At 41.7% G+C, this 19277-nt stretch carries 23 protein-coding genes and 1 riboswitch; of the genes, 16 read left to right on the forward strand and 7 right to left on the reverse strand.

The annotated features are described in order from the left end of the window. Positions 1 to 54: 54 nt before the first annotated feature. The 4 genes from yunB (at position 55) to BLR93_RS17760 (ending at position 4732) form a co-directional block, all read left to right on the forward strand. On the forward strand, positions 55 to 843 hold the full coding sequence (gene yunB, locus BLR93_RS08755) for a sporulation protein YunB (RefSeq protein WP_093213342.1): 789 nt from the start codon (positions 55 to 57) through the stop codon (positions 841 to 843). 54 nt (positions 844 to 897) lie between these two features. Further along, positions 898 to 1076, forward strand: a riboswitch (Lysine riboswitch). Positions 1077 to 1311: 235 nt separating this feature from the next. After that, positions 1312 to 2871, forward strand: coding sequence for a Na+/H+ antiporter NhaC family protein (locus tag BLR93_RS08760; protein WP_093213344.1), 1560 nt, complete (start codon positions 1312 to 1314; stop codon positions 2869 to 2871). A gap of 236 nt (positions 2872 to 3107) precedes the next feature. Beyond that, complete coding sequence (locus tag BLR93_RS08765) at positions 3108 to 4625, forward strand: sodium-dependent transporter (RefSeq protein ID WP_093213346.1); 1518 nt, start codon at positions 3108 to 3110, stop codon at positions 4623 to 4625. Continuing rightward, entirely contained in the window at positions 4625 to 4732 is a 108-nt protein-coding gene (locus BLR93_RS17760; RefSeq protein ID WP_139184408.1) for a methionine/alanine import family NSS transporter small subunit, read from the forward strand. The genes BLR93_RS08765 and BLR93_RS17760 overlap by 1 nt, the downstream gene beginning before the upstream one ends. A 90-nt stretch (positions 4733 to 4822) precedes the next feature. Here the strand turns inward: BLR93_RS17760 and BLR93_RS08770 are convergent, their stop codons facing one another. After that, positions 4823 to 5794, reverse strand: coding sequence for a M23 family metallopeptidase (locus BLR93_RS08770; protein WP_425440928.1), 972 nt, complete (start codon positions 5792 to 5794; stop codon positions 4823 to 4825). Between the two features lie 144 nt (positions 5795 to 5938). Continuing rightward, a complete protein-coding gene (locus BLR93_RS08775) occupies positions 5939 to 6553 on the reverse strand; it encodes a YhcN/YlaJ family sporulation lipoprotein (protein ID WP_245690096.1) in 615 nt (204 codons plus the stop codon). 154 nt (positions 6554 to 6707) lie between these two features. Between BLR93_RS08775 and BLR93_RS08780 the strand changes: the two genes are divergently transcribed. Next, complete coding sequence (locus BLR93_RS08780) at positions 6708 to 6983, forward strand: YutD family protein (RefSeq protein WP_093213350.1); 276 nt, start codon at positions 6708 to 6710, stop codon at positions 6981 to 6983. A gap of 24 nt (positions 6984 to 7007) precedes the next feature. Here BLR93_RS08780 and BLR93_RS08785 read toward each other — a convergent pair whose 3' ends face one another. Together BLR93_RS08785 and BLR93_RS08790 are read right to left on the reverse strand one after the other, a co-directional pair. Next, complete coding sequence (locus BLR93_RS08785) at positions 7008 to 7292, reverse strand: hypothetical protein (protein WP_093213352.1); 285 nt, start codon at positions 7290 to 7292, stop codon at positions 7008 to 7010. Between the two features lie 100 nt (positions 7293 to 7392). Further along, positions 7393 to 7665, reverse strand: coding sequence for an SAV0927 family protein (locus BLR93_RS08790; RefSeq protein WP_093213354.1), 273 nt, complete (start codon positions 7663 to 7665; stop codon positions 7393 to 7395). Between the two features lie 161 nt (positions 7666 to 7826). Here BLR93_RS08790 and BLR93_RS08795 point away from each other — a divergent pair, with 161 nt between their 5' ends. Both BLR93_RS08795 and BLR93_RS08800 read left to right on the forward strand, forming a co-directional pair. Beyond that, on the forward strand, positions 7827 to 8255 hold the full coding sequence (locus BLR93_RS08795) for a DUF86 domain-containing protein (RefSeq protein ID WP_342720424.1): 429 nt from the start codon (positions 7827 to 7829) through the stop codon (positions 8253 to 8255). Between the two features lie 113 nt (positions 8256 to 8368). Continuing rightward, the gene (locus tag BLR93_RS08800) at positions 8369 to 9139 is read left to right on the forward strand and encodes a TIGR01457 family HAD-type hydrolase (RefSeq protein WP_093213358.1); all 771 of its coding nucleotides are present in this window, start codon (positions 8369 to 8371) and stop codon (positions 9137 to 9139) included. 67 nt (positions 9140 to 9206) lie between these two features. On the opposite strand, the gene BLR93_RS08805 is transcribed toward BLR93_RS08800, so the two are convergent. Further along, a complete protein-coding gene (locus BLR93_RS08805) occupies positions 9207 to 9716 on the reverse strand; it encodes a phosphatidylglycerophosphatase A family protein (RefSeq protein WP_093213360.1) in 510 nt (169 codons plus the stop codon). A 137-nt stretch (positions 9717 to 9853) separates the two neighbouring features. Here BLR93_RS08805 and BLR93_RS08810 point away from each other — a divergent pair, with 137 nt between their 5' ends. The 5 genes from BLR93_RS08810 (at position 9854) to thrB (ending at position 15216) form a co-directional block, all read left to right on the forward strand. Continuing rightward, a complete protein-coding gene (locus BLR93_RS08810) occupies positions 9854 to 10831 on the forward strand; it encodes a protein kinase family protein (protein WP_093213362.1) in 978 nt (325 codons plus the stop codon). Positions 10832 to 10853: 22 nt separating this feature from the next. After that, positions 10854 to 11819, forward strand: a complete 966-nt coding sequence (locus tag BLR93_RS08815; protein WP_093213364.1) for a 2-hydroxyacid dehydrogenase — start codon at positions 10854 to 10856, stop codon at positions 11817 to 11819. Between the two features lie 153 nt (positions 11820 to 11972). Next, entirely contained in the window at positions 11973 to 13268 is a 1296-nt protein-coding gene (locus BLR93_RS08820; RefSeq protein WP_093213366.1) for a homoserine dehydrogenase, read from the forward strand. 2 nt (positions 13269 to 13270) lie between these two features. Beyond that, a complete protein-coding gene (thrC, locus tag BLR93_RS08825; RefSeq protein WP_093213367.1) occupies positions 13271 to 14332 on the forward strand; it encodes a threonine synthase in 1062 nt (353 codons plus the stop codon). Continuing rightward, positions 14329 to 15216, forward strand: a complete 888-nt coding sequence (gene thrB / locus BLR93_RS08830; RefSeq protein WP_093213369.1) for a homoserine kinase — start codon at positions 14329 to 14331, stop codon at positions 15214 to 15216. Before thrC ends, thrB begins: the two co-directional genes overlap by 4 nt. 81 nt (positions 15217 to 15297) lie before the next feature. On the opposite strand, the gene BLR93_RS08835 is transcribed toward thrB, so the two are convergent. Continuing rightward, positions 15298 to 15522: a NifU family protein gene (locus BLR93_RS08835; protein ID WP_234400667.1), complete on the reverse strand. Its 225-nt coding sequence runs from the start codon at positions 15520 to 15522 to the stop codon at positions 15298 to 15300. A gap of 234 nt (positions 15523 to 15756) precedes the next feature. Between BLR93_RS08835 and BLR93_RS08840 the strand changes: the two genes are divergently transcribed. The 4 genes from BLR93_RS08840 to BLR93_RS08855 all read left to right on the forward strand — a co-directional run bounded on the left by BLR93_RS08840 (position 15757) and on the right by BLR93_RS08855 (position 17891). Further along, positions 15757 to 16086 carry a DUF1462 family protein gene (locus tag BLR93_RS08840; RefSeq protein WP_093213489.1) on the forward strand — a complete coding sequence of 110 codons (330 nt, stop codon included), beginning with the start codon at positions 15757 to 15759 and terminating at the stop codon, positions 16084 to 16086. Between the two features lie 118 nt (positions 16087 to 16204). Next, the gene (locus tag BLR93_RS08845; protein WP_093213371.1) at positions 16205 to 16441 is read left to right on the forward strand and encodes a YuzB family protein; all 237 of its coding nucleotides are present in this window, start codon (positions 16205 to 16207) and stop codon (positions 16439 to 16441) included. 118 nt (positions 16442 to 16559) lie between these two features. Then, positions 16560 to 17423 carry a diaminopimelate epimerase gene (gene dapF / locus BLR93_RS08850; RefSeq protein WP_093213373.1) on the forward strand — a complete coding sequence of 288 codons (864 nt, stop codon included), beginning with the start codon at positions 16560 to 16562 and terminating at the stop codon, positions 17421 to 17423. Between the two features lie 108 nt (positions 17424 to 17531). Then, the gene (locus tag BLR93_RS08855; RefSeq protein ID WP_093213375.1) at positions 17532 to 17891 is read left to right on the forward strand and encodes a HesB/IscA family protein; all 360 of its coding nucleotides are present in this window, start codon (positions 17532 to 17534) and stop codon (positions 17889 to 17891) included. Between the two features lie 58 nt (positions 17892 to 17949). Here the strand turns inward: BLR93_RS08855 and BLR93_RS08860 are convergent, their stop codons facing one another. Further along, positions 17950 to 18777: an MBL fold metallo-hydrolase gene (locus tag BLR93_RS08860; protein ID WP_093213377.1), complete on the reverse strand. Its 828-nt coding sequence runs from the start codon at positions 18775 to 18777 to the stop codon at positions 17950 to 17952. Positions 18778 to 19277: the final 500 nt, after the last annotated feature.

Consider the following 19277-nt stretch of genomic DNA (forward strand, 5'->3'; position numbering starts at 1 on the left):
TAAATTCTAACCTCCTCTTAAAATGCATATGGTTTTTTGAGGAGGTCTTCTATATTGAAAAAAAAGAATCATTTTAAAAAAAACATGTCTCCGCCTCCGTTTCGCCATGTGTTTCTAGTAACATTTATATTTTTTGTTTTATCTACTTTCGGAAGTATTTGGATAATAAATGAAGGAATTGAACCGACCTTAATGGATATTGCTGATACAAGAGCAAGGCAGTATGCACGAATGGCGATTAATGAAGCGGTCAGTAAAAAAATTGCTGATGATTTGGAATATGAAGAATTAATCCAGGAGAAATTCGACGATGAAGGAAATCCAGTCTCGGTAGGATGGAACTCCGTTGTCACCAACCGGGTTGTCAGGAATACTACCAACCGTGTGCAGAACTTCCTCAAGCTGCTGGAAAAAGGCCAGGTGCCAGATCCAGGAAGCACGTTAGATGTTGAATTGGAGCCTGAGGAAAATCCTTCGATTGAATCGGTCAGTGAAGACCCGACTTTGATACAAATTCCCGTTGGCCAAGCGCTTGGAATCCCTTTATTGGCTAACCTGGGACCTAAAATACCTGTGAACATTGAAGTGATCGGGGATGTCCAGTCTGAGCCCATCATGGAAAGAGAAGAAATGGGGATTAATAATGTCTATTTCGCTTTATACGTTGAAATGGATGTAAATTTGCGCGTGGTCGTACCGTTCCAAACCAAGAATATTGAGATAAAATCGAAAATCAAAATTGATGACCGGATTATCTATTTTGAAGTCCCTTATTATTATAACGGAAATGGAGGCGGTGAGCCTCCGCAGCTCTCGATTCCAATGGAGGACCCCTTGCAATAGCAGCAAGGGACTGGTACAATGTACGAGGAATTGAATAGCGAGACCTTATCAGATCGGTGAGGTAGAGGTGCAGACAGGATCAGTATCCAGCTGGAGGATGACAACAGCGATGGTTGGTGAAAGGCCTGGCTGCCGAAGCGTAAGGGAAGGTCACCCCCTTATTGCTGGTATTTTTCCTAACAGGAATTATACTGTCATGTCTGGATAGAATAGCATGAAGGGCTACTGATCGAAATGGAGGATAACATAAGTTGCGAATAAAAGCAGTGATAGGTTATTTTCTATCACTGCTTTTTTGTACGCTAATGGTGATTCTTCGCTTGATTGAATGAGTTATTTAAGTGTTCGGACCTTTTAGCAGCCATTGCTAGAATGTTAAAGCACTATTGCAATAGTCCCCTTCTATTTTCCTTCAGATATTCATATATGTTCATTTCCATAAACTAAATAATCATACGGAGGTACACCATGGAAGGAACTATTTACTCACTCATCCCGGCACTATTGATGCTGATTCTCGTCATAGCTACGAGAAAAGTCTTGTTGTCACTAGGGGCAGGTGTTATAGTCGGGGCATTCATGCTCCATGATTATAATCTCCTGAGTGCATTACAGGAAATCTGGTTTGTTTTTAGGACTATTTTTGTGGCAGAAGGAGCCCTGAACTCAGGTAATCTTTATTTACTGGGCTTTTTAATACTGCTAGGCATTACAACTGCTTTTTTGACCGCATCAGGAGGTAGCCAGGCGTTTGGCGAGTGGGCAATCCATAAAATTAAAACACGCAAAGGCGCCCAGCTAATGCCATCGGTTTTGGGACTAATTATATTTATTGATGATTATTTCAACAGCCTTGCGGTAGGACAAATCGCTCGTCCCCTAACGGATCGCCATAATATTTCACGAGCGAAGCTGGCTTATTTTATTGATTCTACTTCTGCGCCAATTACAGTTATTTCTCCTATTTCCAGCTGGGGAGCTTATATAATTGGAACATTGGGCAGTATCCTGGCAGCAAATGAAATAACAGAGTATGCTCCGCTACAAGCATTCGTCAGCATGATTCCCTTAAATCTGTATGCTTTCGCTGCTATTTTGCTCGTGTTTCTGGTAGCTCTTTTCCGATTGGACATTGGGCCAATGCAGAAGCACGAAAAGCGGGCTTTGGAAACCGGCCAGTTAACTGATCCGGAACGCGGAGATGTTCCAGGTGATTTAGATGAGTCGATAAGAGCCAATAGCGATGGGAAAATATATCATCTAGCAGTGCCGATTATTTCGCTAATAGTCGGTACTGTCGCCGCTATGATTGTAACTGGTATTAACAATACGGAAGGTGAAGCAGGCATTCTCGATATCTTTGCAAACACTGACGTAAACATTTCCTTGTTTTTGGGTGGAATATTGGCAGTGGCAGTAGCTTTACTGCTGTATTTAATCCAGCAGCAGCCAAAAACAAAAACAGGCAGAGTCCTCTGGGAGGGTACCAAAGCGATGCTGCCAGCCATATATATATTAGTATTGGCCTGGATGATCGGTTCGATTATCGATAGTTTAGGTACTGGTGAGTATCTGGCTAATCTCGTCCAGGAAGCATCATTAAATCCAGCATTTCTTCCGTTTTTAATTTTTATAGTAGCCAGCTTTATGGCATTGGCTACAGGAACATCATGGGGAACATTCGGAATCATGCTGCCCATAGCTGGTGAAATTACTGCAATGACGGATGTTAATTTAGTGTTGCCGGCCCTGGCCGCTGTACTGGCTGGTTCTGTGTTTGGTGACCATTGTTCGCCTATATCTGACACATCGATTCTCTCCTCGACAGGGGCAGGATCCAACCATATCGACCACGTGCTCACTCAACTGCCTTATGCGCTTATCGGTGCTGCGGCTTCCGGGATCGGGTACTTGATATTGGGCATTACTGGACAAACACTGACGGCGTTGTTTGTTACGTTGGCATTGATCCTGTTGACAGCTGTAATTATTCATATTGTTACAGGTAAAAAGCTAAAAACAACCTAAATCAACTAATCAGATAAAAAAGTCTTCGCTGGCTTGCGAAGGCTTTTTTCTGTCCTACGCAGGTCCGGGCAAATGGACCTATAACTATCCTCCCAAATTTCCCTTTGACATTCATGGGAGTACTATATATAATACAAACATAAATATCAGAATAAAATAAAAATTTGAAACATTCCAACATATGTAAAAAGATAAAAATTATGGAGGGTGTTTCAAGTGAAATGGGAGGTACAAACATGGAAAATCGCTCGCAATGGGGGACTAGGTTAGGTTTCCTGCTAGCAGCAATGGGGTCGGCAATTGGATTAGGGAACATTTGGCGGTTTCCGGCCACAGCTTTTGAAAATGGAGGGGGGGCATTCTTTTTACCCTATTTATTCGCTCTTCTGACAGCTGGTATTCCGTTGTTAATTTTGGAGTACACCATTGGCCACAAGTTTCGCGGTTCGGCGCCACGGTCCTATGGAAAGATTAGTAAAGGCATGGAATGGATTGGATGGTGGCAAGTAGCCATATCATTTATTATTTCTACTTATTACCCTGTTATTATTGCTTGGGCAATTATGTATGCTTATTTTTCTTTTGGACAACAATGGGGTGCAGATCCGACAGGATTTTTTGTAGGTGATTATTTACAGTTGGGAGATCCAGGTACATTCGGAGGGTTAGTTCCAAGTGTATTCCTGCCATTAATTGCAGTTTGGGCCATTGCATTATTTTTCCTTGGCCGAGGTGTCAAGAAAGGCATTGAAGTTGCAAACAAAATTTTCATTCCGACCTTGGCAATTATATTCTTAATTATCGTTATCAGAGCTGTAACGCTTGATGGTGCTTTAACAGGACTTGATGCATTCTTCAAACCTGACTGGGGTGCTATTACTAGCGGAAAGGTTTGGGTAGCTGCCTATGGGCAAATATTCTTTAGTTTATCGATAGCATTTGCCATCATGATCACTTATGCTTCCTATCTGCCGAAAAAATCAGATATTACCAACAATGCGTTTATTACTGGCTTTGCCAATTCATCATTCGAATTGCTGGCTGGTATCGGTGTTTTTGCTGCATTAGGGTTTATGGCTGTTCAATCAGGCCAGGATATATCAGATGTGGTTGCTGGTGGAGTTGGGCTGGCGTTCATGGTTTTCCCTGAAATCATTAGCCAAATGCCAGCACCAGGCTTTTTCGGATTCTTATTCTTTGCATCACTTGTATTAGCTGGACTGTCATCGTTAATTTCCATTTCAGAAACTTATATAGCCGGCTTGCAGGAAAAATTCAATATTTCTCGGGGGAAAGCAGTGACGTTTGGCGGGGGAATTGCCGCAATTCTTTCCCTTGCTTTCGCTACGAAGGACGGGTTAAATCTTTTGGATACAGTCGATCATTTTATTAATAACTATGGAGTAGCGCTAGCAGGCTTGTTCGAAGTTGTAGCGATTGCCTGGTTTGCTAAAGGTTTAAAAGACTTCCAGAACCATGCAAACAGTATTTCAGATATCAGATTGGGAATTTGGTGGAGGTTTTGCCTAGGCATTATAACTCCCGTAGTATTAGGATACATGATGCTGCAAAACCTGAAAACAGAGGTTACAGAGGCCTACGGAGGGTACCCAATTGAATTTCTATTCAACTATGGCTGGGTAATCGCAATTGGAGCTATGTTTGCCGGTGCACTATTTACTATTAAGAAATGGCCGGATAATGCCTCGGAAGCTCAAGCAAATGAGTCAGAGGATAAGGAGGTGGCTCAATAATGACAGGTGGAGCCATTACTATGGCAATAATCGGAATAGTAGTCATTTGGGGCGGATTAATCTCAAGCATTGTTTATGCGAGAAAAGCCGCAAAAGCCAAATCTTAATAACAGTAACAAACACCCCTCTTACTGGATGCCTGGTAAGGGGGGTGTTTATATGTTCGAAGGTATATTGGAACAGGTTGTTTTACGTGGTTATTTTTTATTTCTGGCTGTTCGTTCCCAATTTTTCAAATAAGGATATGGATCAAATGACCACTCGCTATATCCATTGTCCTTGTACATGCCATAATGAAGGTGGGGAGGAAATTTTCCAGATGTTCCCGGCGGACCATAGCCAGTAGCGCCTACTGAACCAATCACTGTTCCGGGTTCTACCACGTCACCGACCTTAATTCCATCTTGATAGCCGTTTAAATGGGCATAGTAGTGATAGTTACTGTTCGGGTCCCTAATACCTATCCGCCATCCGCCATACCTGTTCCACCCCTTCATTTCCACTACTCCATAGGTGGTGGCTTTGACAGGAACTCCGTAGTTAGCGAATATATCCGTACCTTCATGGATTCTTCTGCCGCCGAAACCACGGGCATCTCCCCAAGTATTTCTGTAGCTGAAATTTGCGTTCATCGGTAAAGGAAAATCTCTATCCTTCAAAGTTATTGTACCGAATTTTTTATAAATTTTAGCTATGTTCATAATTGTTTGCACAGATAATTCCCGCTGGTAATATTTCCATATGGCAATCTTGATGTCTTCCCTGTTGTTGCCTGAACGGTTAATCCAACTAGCCATAGTGAAGAGGATGTCTTCATCATTCGTATGTTCGGCAAGACCATCGCCATTGCCGTCTCTTCCGAATCCGTTAAAAACAGCAATCTGCTCCTCGGCAGGATGCAGACCAGTATTTCCTGCTCCGTACCAAAGTTCATTAGAAATCGTTATGGAAATCAGTTTATCTGAAGCTGTTTCTTTTTGCGTATTAGACTCATATTTATCAATAGCTGCTAAATAGTACCAAGGAATTTGTGTGACAGCCTCTGTTTTTTTGTACAGCCCCATTTTATCCTTATCGCCTGTCTCTTCTTCCGCTTGTACTGGCAGAGAATGACACAAGGTAAGAATGAACAACAGGACGACTGTTCCTACCTTTAACCTATTTTTCACGAAATCACCCCCCTGCTTTATTAGCTTGTGGGTTTAGTTTGTGCGAGAAGGCTGGAAAAATAAATGGAAAGATATACTTATTAAGCGGAAAGGAAAGGATGCTCCAAACATGTAACTTACAGGCAGCTGGAACATCCCATTTAGTCATTCATTCATCAATGCTTCCTCTTGTTTATCTTCTACATCGGCATCAGGCCAGTTATCCCCTTGCGGTGCTCCCTTCATGTTTGCGATAATGCTTCTTAACGTGCCATTATATTCCTGATCCCGGGTGGAAGAGTTTTGCAGGCTTTGGATTTCGCTAAAAGCAGTAGGCTGATCAGATACAATGATGTTGAAATATCTAGGCATCACCGACATGGCCGTTTTTTTAGCTATAGAGGCAGCTTTTTCGCGATCCATATCTCCCGGTCTTTGATAGGCAATCAGAACTTCGTCGTCTGTCACAAGTGTCGCTGCTTCTTCAAAACCATCATACCGAAGGATCATTCGTGTGATGGTATCTGCCATTTTATTCCGGTTGATGCTCGCCATCTGTCTGTTTTCCAAGTCTGGATCGAGCTCATCCTTTTTATACCTTACATATCCCAGCCGGGAGGTTGCATCATCGTCAGCTTCCAAGCTGGCAGGGGCTTGCTCATCTATCTGAGAATTGCCATTCAAAGATCTGTCTGGGTTTGTTCCCAGATTCTCCCCGGTAGCACAGCCAGAGACGGTTAAAATACAGGCCAAAAGCCAAGGTGTAAATTTCGCTTTCATTTTCATCCTCCTGACCAGTTTTAATTGTTCCCCGATTTTAGTTTGTTGCTTTCCTGCCTGTTTCATGCAAGAAAATGAAGCAAGGATGTCCCAGACGTATTTCATTATTGAAAAATGTGGTACACTATAACCAGTTCTAAGGAGTTGATGTAAGATGATTGAAATTGAAGGGAAAAAATATGAAATTATCGAAAATAATAAAGATGCCTTTCAAGAAGAATTAATTAGACAGCGATATAGCGATATATTAAGCAAATATGACTTTATTGTCGGTGACTGGGGATATGATCAGCTAAGACTAAAGGGCTTTTATGATAATCAAAATCCTAAAGCTGGTTTTGACACTAAAATAAGTACTCTTGACGATTATCTATACGAATATTGCAACTTCGGATGTGCGTATTTTGTGTTGAAGCGGATTGATCAATAGAAGAGGAACCACTGGCAGTGACAATTATTTTTCTTCCTCCTGAGGTTCCATATCCCCCTCATGGTCGTGGAGTGGATGGGCACCTTCCATCTGACGGGGCAGGTCATCGTGAAAATCTTTGTCTGGATAGTTAAAGGCACTATGGAATCGTTGCTTTTCTTTCCAGGGATTGCTTTTGTTTTCGACAGGTTCATTTTTATTAATCGGTGAACCATACGCTCCTTCTGGAACTTCCTCGGCTGCCAAAAAGTTTCTTCTGTTTTCAACAGTGGAGAAGTCAGAGTATTTTTGTTTATCCTTTTTTTTCATAAAAATACCTCCTTTATGCAGCTTAGCTTTAGCTTAAGGAGGTAAGATTATGCACTTTTCTTCCTTCGGAAAGGTGCCGTGCAGTCGTTTATAAAATTAATTAATCCAGTACTTCGAGTAAAAACATTCTAAGCTCTTCTGCTTTCATTTCAGTGTAATGAAAATAATGCTCTAAAATGCCAGGCTCTGCTGCTTCTGCTTTATTGATGATAGCAAATTGATTACCGTTTAAATCCATTACCATCGTTTTCCCCTGGTAGCGTTTGGAAGCAGCCAAAGCGAGGTCGAACCTATAATTGTTTCCTTTAAAGCTGATAAACCGGGTATCGATCTCCTCTTTATCATCATGGATGATTAACCTTTCATTTACCATTCTCAGCCCTCCTGTTCAATTAAGTGCATGGACAATATTCCCTTCGTTTATCATAGCAAAATCTCCTTGTCATAGTAAACATACCCTGATTAAGAAGAAAGAATATGGTATCATGAGTATATTCTAGGAAAGTACATAGGAGGTAAAGCGTTTTGTATTTTGTGGACAGGAGTTTAATTGAACGTCACTTGCTATATATGGACGGATTACTGCAAGAAATTGATTCCCATGTTTTCGATTCTTTTTTGGAGAAGCTAAGTCTTGAGCGGATTGCCCAAATGATGATAGAATCAATGCTTGATGTCGGTAATATGATTATTGATGGCTTTATTATGCGTGATCCAGGCAGTTTTACAGACATCATCGATATTTTAGTTGATGAAGCGGTTTTACCTGCTGAAGAAGCTGACGCATATAAACAAATAATTTTGTTGAGAAAAATGCTTGTGAAGGATTATTTGAATATGGATCATGAGAAAATTCTAGAAGTGATCCATCGTAATCATTCGTCATTAGAAGCATTCAGTTCCAGAATAAACGAATACCTGGACAATGAGATGGATGTAGCAAACACTTTTTCAAATAACTAATCGCTGCCGCTTCCTCTATACAACTGATAAGTAAATCCTTGCCAATGGTAAGGATTTTATACGTTGACGCGGGAGCTATCAATATACAAATAGATGAAATGAGGTCGTTTGTGATGAAACATTACAATGGTTACTTAATCGATTTAGATGGTACGATGTATAAGGGAATGGAATGTATAGAAGATGCTCCGTCTTTCATAAAAGAATTGAACAATAAAAAAATTCCTCATTTATTTTTAACAAATAATTCTTCGTTGAAGCAAAGCCAAATTGCAGATAAATTAACTACAATGGGAATTCCGGCAGAAAAAGAGAATATTTTTACTTCCAGTATGGCAACTGCCGGCTATATCAGCCAGCAAAAGCCAGGTGCGAAAGTATATGCAATTGGAGAGCAAGGGTTATTTGCTGCACTAGAACAGGAAGGATTGTCACTTGTCGAGGAAGATAGTGATTATGTTATTATCGGAATCGACCGGCAAATCACCTATGAAAAATTAGCAAAAGCCTGTCTAAATGTCCGTGCCGGTGCAAAACTGATTTCTACGAATGGCGATATTGCTATTCCGACAGAACGAGGCTTATTACCTGGAAACGGGTCGCTGGCGGCAGTGGTTACCACTAGTACTGGTCAGCTGCCAATAGTGATTGGCAAGCCTGAGAGCATTATAATGGAACAAGCAATGAAAGTGATTGGCACATCCAAACAGGAAACGCTGATGGTAGGTGACAATTATGATACAGATATAATGGCAGGTATCAATGCGGGCATTGATACGTTGATGGTATTTACCGGCTTGACTACAGAAGAACAATTGGCCCAATATAATGCAAAACCTACCTATACAGTCCACACATTAAAGCAATGGCTGGATAATATATAACCGAAAAACGCAAAAAGCTCCCGGCCCATGGAGGCAGGGAGCTTTTGTTATTATTTTGGCTTTTCTATTAATCAATGTCCTTGTCATTTATAGAACTGTGGGCAAGTCTGCTGGAAGCAGCTGCCGCAATTGCTCCGACAATATCATCTAGAAAAGTGTGGCATTGACCGGTGGACTTGTCGTTTAATTTTTTTAGGATCCCTGGTTTTTGCTTATCGATATACCCGTAATTGGTAAAACCAATAGAACCATAAACATTGACGATGGAGAAAGCGATGATTTCATCTACGCCGTATAAGCTTTCATCGATTTCAATTGTATGCTGGAGAGGCTCCTCCAGTTTCTTTTGTTCTGCAAGAACATCTAATTGAATACCAGTCAGTATTGCGTTTTGAATTTCACGCTTGCTAAGCACCCGGTCTACATGATACTTGCATTCTTCCAAAGTAAGATCCTCATGGTATTTATTTTGTAAGTAGTACACTAAATCTGCGATATCATCAAGGGTAACCCCTCGCTCAATCAGCCAAGACCTAGCCTTATTCTCCAATTCCGATTTTGCTGTATTGTTTTCCATAAATAGACACCTAACCTTATTTTTATTTCTACTCCCTAATATACCCTAACACGGAGAAGATAAATCAAAAACCAAGTTCGATTTCATAAACTTTGCACATAAACTGGACTAAAAGGTGATAAAGGGGAGAAGTACTTATGCACGAGCTGTTATCCGAGTACATTGATGGCTTTCAAGGCAGACAGACAACAATTAATGGCAGAGAAGGCTATCAGCAGGGAAATGATATTTTTTTTATTATACCAAAAACAGCCAGTGATGGATTATATTATGAGCAAAAGTCGATTTGCGATTTCTATATTCATAATGAAATAAAAAATTTAGCGGTTCCCATTTATAATAAGAATGGGGAACTAATCACGGAATATGGAGGGGATCGGTATGTCGTCTTACACAGTGAGGTGAGACAGGAACAAAATTATTTGCCACACGCTGCTGCGCTGGCAACCTTCCACAAGCTTGGTTCCACCTTCCCGTTTCAACCAACAGAGGCTTCAGCCTATGGTCAATGGAAAGAACTTTGGATAAGCAAACTTGCTATGTTTGATACGATTTACCGTCAGCAGTACACAGAACGGCCTGTCTCCAATTTTATGGGATTATTTATCGATACGTATCCCTATGTTAGTGGATGTACTGAAAACGCCATTCAATATTTACAAGAGACAGAATCTGAACAACGTTTTGATCAAGGAGATAGTGGCACTTTTACCTTTCAAAGGTACCATTATGATGTGCAAAAAGAAATAATCTGGCCGCACGACCTCGTTTATGACCATGCTGGAAGAGACATCGCCGAACACATCCGCCAGGTATTGCTGGAGGACCATCCATCTGTTTTCGATGAGGTTCGGGCGTTTATGGAAGCATACACAGCGATAAAACCTTTGTCGATATTCAGCTGGAGAATCATTTACGCACGCCTGCTGCTGCCTGTCCATTTATTTGATTATTTAGAAACAGGAATATCAAGGGATGACCACGAAACTACTTATAAAGAGTTTAAGTCCATGCTAAAAAAGCAACATATATACCAAGGGAATATCAAAAAGTTATTTGAAGAAACAGGTGTGGATACAAACGCTTTGCAAATCCCTGAGTTGGATTGGCAGTAAATCATGAAGGGAGCAATGAATAATGGCTAAACCTTATATTTATATTACCAGGCGGCTTCCAGAGAAAGTATGGAAGGAACTGAAGCGCGATTATGAAATAGGAATGTGGCCCTCAGAAGAGGAGCCTGTTGATGCTTCAACCCTTAAATATGAAATCAGCCGTGCAGATGCACTGTTAACAATGCTGACTGATCGAATAGACGCTGATTTGTTAAAAAACGCAGAAAATCTGCAAGTGATCGCCAACCTTGCTGTAGGATATGACAATATTGACATAGAGGCTGCCAAAGCGAAGGGTATTACAGTGACAAATACGCCGGATGTACTTACAGAAACAACAGCCGATTTAACATTTTCTTTATTGATGGCAACTGCTAGAAGAATTGTCGAGGCAAATCAATTTATTAAACAAGGAGGGTGGAAAAATTGGGCGCCATTTTTATTGGCTGGAAGCGATGTTCATCATAAAACCATCGGCATTGTCGGAATGGGGCGAATCGGAGCTGCTGTTGCACGGAGAGCTAAAGGTTTTTCTATGGATATTGTCTATCATAACCGCTCACGGCGAATGGAAGTGGAAAAAGATTTAGGAGCCCGCTATTTGGAGTTTGATGAACTTCTAAAGACAGCAGACTTTGTTGTTTGTCTTGCCCCCCTGACAACAAATACAAAGTATATGTTCAATAAAGAATCCTTTGCCCAGATGAAGTCCACTGCCATTTTCATTAATGCTTCTCGTGGAAAGAACGTAGATGAGAACGCTCTTTTTGAGGCTCTTGCCAATGAACAAATCGCAGCTGCCGGATTGGATGTTTTTGAAATTGAACCGATTGATAACAATCACCCGCTGCTGACTCTCTCTCAAGTTACTTGTTTGCCACATATAGGTTCCGCAACCATGGAAACAAGGGAGCAAATGATCGAGCTATGTTTGGAAAACATTAAATTGGTGCTGAATCATAGACGTCCTTTAACACCTGTTTCCTAAATAAAGAGCCAAATGGTTTATCAAGCGGTAGTTGTTACCCCTGATTATTCTTAAAATTCAAAAATCACCTTGATTAACTGTAGAGTGGAATGTATAATGTCCTCTATAGGAAAACAGATGTGTTTACAAAAGGAACACAAGGAGGCGGAGAATATGAAGGACAAAGTAACTATCGGTTTATGCGGCCTCGGAACAGTCGGAACTGGCGTTATCAGGATTTTGCAAAACCATCAGGAAGAAATAAAACATAAGCTTGGCTGTGAAATTGAAGTAAAAAAAATATTGGTACATACATTGAACAAATCGAGAGAAATTGATTTCGCCCCTGAGTTGTTAACCACAGAAGCCGAAGAGCTTGTTGGAGATAAAGACATTGATATTATCATTGAAGTGATGGGGGGAATCGAAGGAACCTATCCCCTCCTGGAAAAGGCTTTGAAAAATAAAAAACATATTATTACCGCAAATAAAGATTTAATGGCAGTTCATGGGCAAAAGCTGCTTCAGTTAGCGAAGGCAAACCATTGTGATATCTTTTACGAAGCTAGTGTAGCAGGAGGAATCCCGATTCTCCGATCTTTAACAGACGGCCTTGCCTCTGACCGCATTCAAAAAATGATGGGTATTGTCAATGGAACGACGAATTATATTTTAACAAAAATGACCGATGACCAATTAGCATATGAAACGGTTCTAAAAGAAGCACAGGATTTAGGTTATGCAGAAGCTGACCCGACTGCAGATGTGGGAGGCTTGGATGCTGCTCGTAAGATGGCACTTTTAGCAAATCTAGCCTTTAAGATGAATATCAATCTGAACGACGTGGAAGTTACGGGCATTACGTCGATTTCCCAGGAAGATATCGTCTTTGCCGCCAGACTTGGCTACACGATCAAGCTTATTGGTGTAGCATCTGTCTTTGATGGCAAAGTGGAAGTAAGTGTCGAACCGACATTGCTGCCGGAGGATCATCCACTCGCATTGGTGAAAAACGAATATAATGCCGTCTATATCTATGGAGAAGCTGTAGGTGAAACGATGTTTTATGGACCAGGTGCCGGCAGCATGCCAACGGCAACATCTGTCGTGTCCGATTTAATGGAAGCTGTCAAAAATATCAGGCTGGGGATCAATGGTAATTCATACGTCACCCCACAGTTCGAGACCCGGTTGAAAGAAAATGCAGAGAAATACACCAGGTATTTTGTGCGTCTGGAAGCAGACGATGAGGCTGGAACTTTCCAGGCTTTAACGAATGTCTTTACAAGTGAAAATGTCAGCTTTGCCAAAATCCTTCAGTTACCGGGAAGTGGAAAAAATACGGCTGAAATTGTGATGGTCACTCATAAAATCAGCAAACAGCAATTACTTAACAGTTTGGAGCGATTGGACGATTTAGCTGTTGTTAAAAGACTGATCAGTTATTACAGAGTGGATGGGGAGGAATGAACATGGCTTGGCAAGGTTTATTGAATCAATACAAGGATTTTTTACCGATAAACGACAACACCCCGAAAATTAGCTTGTATGAGGGAAATACACCGCTGGTAAAACTGGAAAGATTGTCGGAACGTGTATCCATGGAAGTGTACGCCAAGGTGGAAGGCGCCAATCCCACTGGTTCCTTTAAGGATAGAGGGATGGTTTTAGCTATTGCCAAGGCACTTGAAGATGGAGCGAAAGCTGTGATTTGCGCTTCGACGGGCAATACGAGTGCGTCTGCTGCCGCTTTTGCTGCAAGAGCGGGTCTAAAATGCATTGTTGTTATTCCTGAAGGGAAAATTGCCCAAGGGAAACTTGCTCAAGCAGTCATGTATGGTGCAGAGGTATATGCGATTGAAGGGAATTTTGATGACGCATTGCGTATCGTCCGTAAAATAAGTGAAAAAGAAAATATTACTTTGGTGAATTCCGTTAACCCTTATCGCATTGAAGGCCAGAAAACAGCAGCTTTCGAAGTGTGCGAAACTTTAGAGAAAGCGCCTGATTACCTGTTTATCCCTGTAGGAAATGCAGGAAATATCACTGCTTACTGGAAAGGGTTTAAAGAGTTTAACGAAAGGTCGGGTTCTGGCCTGCCGCAAATGATGGGGTTTGAAGCAAGCGGTGCAGCAGCCATTGTTCAAAATCGTATTTTCGAGAAACCGGAAACGATTGGGACGGCAATCCGTATTGGCAATCCGGCCAGTTGGCAGGGTGCTGTGGAGGCACGGGATGAGTCTAACGGGGTAATTGGAGAAGTAACTGATCAGGAAATGATTGAAGCCTATCAATGGCTGGCTGCCAATGAAGGTATTTTTGCAGAACCTGCGTCCTGTGCAGCAGTAGCTGGATTATTGAAAGCATCCAAGCAGCAGCTAGTGAAAAAAGGAGCAACTGCCGTGGCTGTTTTGACTGGAAATGGGTTGAAAGATCCTAATACTGCGATTGAATATAGTCAAATTAAACCAAAAGTACTGCCTAACAATGAAGAAAAAATAACTGCAGAAATCCAGGATAGAGTACTCGTATGAGCCTGGAAATAAAAGTGCCGGCAAGTACCTCTAATTTGGGCGCCGGCTTCGACTCGATAGGGTTAGCATTGGAGTTGTATTTAGAACTGAAAGTTACACAAGCAGCGGAATGGAACTTTTATTCGAGTTCGGTTTTCCTGAAGGACCTACCTGCAGGAACGGATAACTTTATTTATAAAATTGCCTCACAAGTAGCCCGGGAATTTGGCACAGAAGAGCTGCCGCCATGTTTAATCGAAATGAAAAGCGATATTCCCTTGGCTAGAGGACTTGGCAGCAGTGCTACCGCCACAATCGCTGGAATAGAGTTGGCTGACCAGCTCTTGGCCCTGAAGCTGGGAGAGAATAAAAAACTGGAAATTGCTACAGCCATCGAAGGGCACCCTGATAATGTGGCCCCATCCCTTATGGGCGGTTGTGTCATCGGTCATTATGATTCTGAAGTTAACTGGGTAAAGCTTCCTTTCGAAAATGTTGCGGTGGTGGCTATCATCCCTGATTTCGAACTGAAAACAAAAACAGCAAGAGAAGCTTTGCCTAGAGAGCTTGATTACCAAACTAGTGTGCTTGCCAGCAGCATAGCAAATGTCAGTGTAGCTGCTATTTGCCAGCAAGACTGGGAGCTGCTAGGAAAAATGATGAAAAAAGATCTGTTTCACCAGCCATATAGAAAAGCTTTAGTCCCTCATTACGACGAGCTTGAAGCTTATTTGGAAACGGATGTGTACGGCATGTTTCTCAGCGGGGCCGGCCCTGCCATTATTAGTTTAGTTAATGTTAGCAAAGTGAAGAAGAAGCTACCTGAATGGAAGCGGGATTTTCCCGGCTTTGAATGGCGTCTGCTATCGGTTGACCATACGGGGGCAAAAGTTATAAAGACATAAGGCAGGCTGCTAAACGCAGCCTGCCTTATGTCTGGAATTACTATATAATGTATTTATAGAAAGTATTCGTTGTGAATTTTTTTAAAAAACTTGCTCAATTTCTGTAACGCCTGGAACCTCAGCCATTAAAGCCCGTTCAATCCCTGCTTTAAGTGTAATCGTTGAACTAGGGCAATTACCGCATGCTCCCATTAGGCGAAGACGTACAATGCCTTCATCTACATCTACTAATTCAACGTCACCACCGTCGCGTAATAAAAATGGACGCAGTTTGTTCAATACTTCTTGTACTTGTTCTTGCATCATCCATCTTCTCCTTTCCTTACTCACTTATCTTATTATAAATCCTTTTCCAGAAAAAATCTATTATCATGGCACGCTTTATATAAACAATTTAACGAAGTTGCTACTATTATTTTATTATTTATACATGTTTTTGTAAAATAAAAGTTGTCAATCGTGTATAATGTCTATTATAAAAAGATCATAAACCTTGCAGAAACCGAAAAGGGGGCAGGGTATCTTTTACTGTCAGGAGTGATGAGGTTGGATAATAGAGCAGTAAAACTAACCGTTTATGGGGCAGATCAAATTTGTGCGAGCTGTGTTAACGCACCTGGCTCAGTAGAAACCTTTGAATGGCTGCAAGCGGCAATCGCCCGTAAATTTGAGCAGGCTTCAGCTATTGAATTTGAATATGTCGATATATTTAATCCTCCGGATATGGAAGCACATAAACAATTTGTCAAAAGGGTACAGCAGGAAGAATTCTTTTACCCAGTAGTATTAATAAATGGCGAAGTGGCCGGGGAAGGAAATCCGCGGTTAAAATCCATATTTAATATTTTGGAAAAAAACGGCGTTCATTGATTGTCCGGGTTAGTTAATACTAAGCCAACTCATTGTCTATCAGTGTAAAGGTATGGTAAGATAAACTTTTAGCGGGGGATTCATCTTTCCTTAATTTTGCATGTCTGAGGTGAAATCGATGAATCCAATTATAGAATTTTGTGTTAATAACTTAGCCAGCGGTTCACAAAAAGCAATGGAAGAACTGGAGAAAGATCCAGATCTTGATGTTATAGAGTATGGTTGTACAAGTTTTTGCGGTATCTGTGCTCAGAGTTTTTTTGCCATCGTAAATGGGGAACCTGTCACAGCTGATAGTCCTAAGGAATTGGTAGACAATGTATATCAATACCTTGAGGAGAATCCCCTGTTTTAATATGAAAGTAACGCCATGGCTGACTGGAAAGGTCCAGCGATGGCGTTATTTTTCGGCTTGATTTATTTGGCTTTAAAATCGGCAAATAGACAAATTCGTTGAGGTAAGGTGAAGAAGCATGGAAATTCCTTATACAAAAATGCATGGATTGGGTAATAGTTATATTTTTTTGGACTTATTCCACTTTTCAATTGAAGAAGAAATGTTGGCAGATTTAGCTGTCCAGGCAGCAAATGTTCATACAGGGATTGGATCGGATGGATTGATACTCATTCATCCAACAGACAATGCCGATGTCGGTATGAGGATATTCAACAAGGATGGTTCTGAGGGCAAAAATTGCGGAAACGGCCTTCGTTGTGTAGCGAAATTTGCTTATGAGAATAATCTTGTTAATAAACCGCAATTTATCATTGAGACGAAAGCGGGCAATGTGACAGCTGAAGTTTTTCACGAAGGAGATAAAGTGGAAGAAGTAACAATTGATATGGGCGTGCCAGATTTGCTTCGACAGGAAATCCCGATGAGGGGAAAAGATAATGGAAGAGTGGTTGGCGAATCGTTTGAAATCAGTCATCACCCATTAGAAGTAACAGCAGTATCAATGGGGAATCCGCATGCTGTATTTTTTGTTGATAAAATTGAAGAAGCTCCCCTTTATGAATTAGGCCCGATGATTACGAACGATTCCCGTTTTCCAGAAGGGGTGAATGTTGAGTTTGTAGAAATCGTTTCGGAAAAAGAAATGCATTTTCGCGTTTGGGAAAGGGGATCAGGAGTAACTCAGGCTTGTGGTACCGGTGCATGTGCTGCTGTGGTTGCGAGTATACTGAACGGTTACTCTCAAAAAAATACCGAAACCTGTGTTCATTTAAGCGGTGGAGACCTATTCATAAAATGGGCAGCTGATGATCATGTGTGGATGCGCGGAAAAGCTGAATTGACGACGCAAGGCACCTTTTATTGGAAGCGAAAATCTTGATGGGAAAGGTATTCCTTAGTATACTGTAGGCAAGCTTCGATAGTATGGAAAGAAATATTCTCGTCACTCATACAATTTAGGGAAGATGGAATTTTAGGAGGGCATCATATGATAGTGAATATCACTGATAATGCAAGTCTTCAGATTAAGGAAATGATGAAGGAAGAGGATTCTGAAAACATACGTCTGCGCTTTGGAATCAAAGGCGGCGGATGCAGCGGATTATCCTATTCTATGGGCTTCGATCAAGAGGTCAATCAAGAGCTGGATAAAGTGGAAGAAAGCAACGGAATTCCTTTAGTAATTAACCAGCAGGACGTTCCAATCATTGAAGGTACAACGATTGATTTTAAACAAAACATGATGGGCGGCGGATTTACCATCGATAACCCGAACGCCATCGTTTCCTGCGGCTGTGGATCTTCCTTTAAAGCGAAGGAAAGAGAAGGAACACCGGAGAATTGTTAATCATCTTTTCATATAAAACCCTCGGCTATCAAGCCGAGGGTTTTTTAGGTTAAATTAACTACACATAACGGCTTTTCTCCGGAACAGCGATGGTTTCAAAGTTGTCTGTCAGTTTTTGCAGTTCCCTGGCCAGGAAGTCTCCAGACATTGGGATTCCATGTCCGGTAGCAGCTAACAAAGGACCCAGTTCATTCAATTTATTGACTGATGCTTGTGCTGCTTTCCAGTCGGTCGTTAAATACTTGGGCGGTCCGCTGATTTCTTGTTTCTGTGTCATTACATTGTAAAGAGATTCCTGTTTAACTGTAACAAACGCATCACCGACAATCAGGGAACGATCCTCCTCCCGGAATAAGGAGACATGCCCCTTCGTATGCCCTGGTGTGTGAACCCACTCCCAACCTTTCATTCCTGGGACCGTATGGTCATTGGGCAGTGGATGAATATACTCCTTAATATTGATTCCATGATTCGGAAACATGGGTGACATTTTCGCAACCAATCCGCCGTCAACTGAGGAATCAGGTTCAGGATAAGATTGATCTCCGGTTAAAAACGGGAGCTCCTCTTCATGGGCGTAAACTGGTACATTCCATTTATCAAGCAGCTCCACTATAGCTCCGACATGATCAAAGTGGCCGTGTGTGAGAATAATTGCTTCAGGTTTGGCTTCCTTGCCAAAACGTTCTTCTGCAGCCTTGATAATTTTATCTGCAGACCTGGGCATTCCTGCATCGACAAGTACCCATTTTTCACCGGGGCGGCCAATGAAAAATACGTTGACCACTTGGATGGGAAAGCAGTAAATGTCCGTGAGAATTTCTTTGCCGACTCCACTGGCAACAGATGTAGCGGGTATTAGTCTGTCTTCAAATTCATTTTCCATGAAGGCACCTCCGTTGATTAGTACAATCAATTCGCTTATTATTCCCAGATAACGAATTTCTATCAGCCATTGTAGCCTCTTTAAAGTATGTATACCAATGCGGTATTTGCAGTAAACATAACCCGAGGTTTAAAAATGGAGGCTGAGAGCAAAGGATAGTGGACAAAGCAAAAATCGAACGATGATTCGCAATCCTAAGGATGCGAACTCGTTCGATTTTTCTTCTCTATATAACCTGTGGACAAAGTAACCAACTATTTTTTCGTAATATCAAGGTGCAGTGCTTACTTGCGCCGGCAGCATACTTCGCTTTCCGTGGGCACGGCTTCAGCCCCCTCAGAAGCACAAACGCCTTCTTCCGGGGTGGGTCTTCAGGCCCGTGCTGTTCCACGGGAGTCTTCGAATTCTGCCTGGCTATTGGTTGAAAACAATACGCAAATCTTCCGAAGGGGAAATCCACGGAGACTCCTGCGGAAGGAAAGGCCTCGGTGAGACCCCGC

The sequence above is a fragment of the Sediminibacillus albus genome (genome assembly GCF_900101125.1).
GTDB lineage: Bacteria > Bacillota > Bacilli > Bacillales > Amphibacillaceae > Sediminibacillus > Sediminibacillus albus.